The sequence below is a fragment of the Streptomyces sp. WM6386 genome, from assembly GCF_000972385.1.
Classification (GTDB): domain Bacteria; phylum Actinomycetota; class Actinomycetes; order Streptomycetales; family Streptomycetaceae; genus Streptomyces.
Genome location: NZ_JXTE01000215.1, coordinates 1 through 1,080, shown reverse-complemented (window position 1 = coordinate 1,080; position 1,080 = coordinate 1). Strand labels below are relative to the sequence as shown.

The following is a 1,080-nucleotide window of genomic DNA, read 5'->3' as shown; positions in this document are numbered from 1 at the left end:
GGACATCGGTGTCACCTGGCACCGCGATCACGAAGGGGCGCAGCGGACGGCGGACGAGGTACGCGCGGCGGGGCGACGGGCCGAGATCGCGCAGTTGGACCTCACCCGGCTTCCGGAGGCCGCCGGGGTCATAGACCGGCTGGCCGAGCGGCTGGGCAGGATCGATGTGCTGGTCAACAACTCGGGGACCGGGACCATGACCCCGTTCCTCGATCTGGATTTCCATACCGTGCGCCAGGTCCTCGACGTCGATCTGGTGGGGCCCTTCTTGTGCGCTCAGCGCGCCGCCCACCGCATGATCGCCCAGGGCGGCGGTGGCCGGATCATCAACGTCACGAGCGTCCACGAGCATCAGCCACGTGTCGGCGCGGCGCCGTACTGCGCGGCCAAGGGCGGCCTCGGATTGCTGACGCAGGTCATGGCGCTGGAACTGGCCGAACACGGGATCACCGTGAACGCCGTGGCTCCAGGTGAGATCGCCACTCCGATGACCGGACAAGAAGACACGGACGTCACCGCCGAGCGACGGCCGGGCGTGCCGCTGGGGCGCCCCGGCGATGCCCGGGAGGTCGCGGCCGTGATCGCCTTCCTTGCCGGCCCGGGCGCGTCTTACGTCACGGGCGCCTCCTGGACGGTGGACGGAGGCATGCTGCGGATGGGGCCGCAGGCCGGCAGCCATCTCACCGACGACGCCTGGCGGCGCCCCTGAGATGTGCCTGGCCAGGTGCAGCCAGGGAAGGCTGACGAGAGGGTTGGGGTTGCGTTTCCACCACAGCCGGCCTACCGAGCCCGGGTGTTGGCGTCGACGCCATGGCCGTGGCTTCTTCTGCAGGCTGTCTGTGCCGAGCCGCCTGTTGCCGGCCGTGCTGGCGACGGCCGAGCGCGCTGTTGCCACCCTCAACGCGACCGGGCCGAAGTCATGTCCGGGGCCGGGCCTCGACCACGGCGGCGGGAGCCATACCGCGGGTGACCAGGGCGTGAGCGGTCTCGGTGAGACGGACCTGGCGCCCGTTTGCACAGGCGGTGAGCAGCCGGGCCGCTTCGCCGACGGTGGTGTCCGCGAACTGCGCCATCATGCCC

At 71.0% G+C, this 1,080-nt stretch carries 1 protein-coding gene; it reads left to right on the top strand.

The annotated features are described in order from the left end of the window. On the top strand, window positions 1-709 hold a 709-nt coding region (locus TN53_RS40830), incomplete at its 5' end, for an SDR family oxidoreductase (RefSeq protein ID WP_046263941.1). Window positions 710-1,080: the final 371 nt, after the last annotated feature.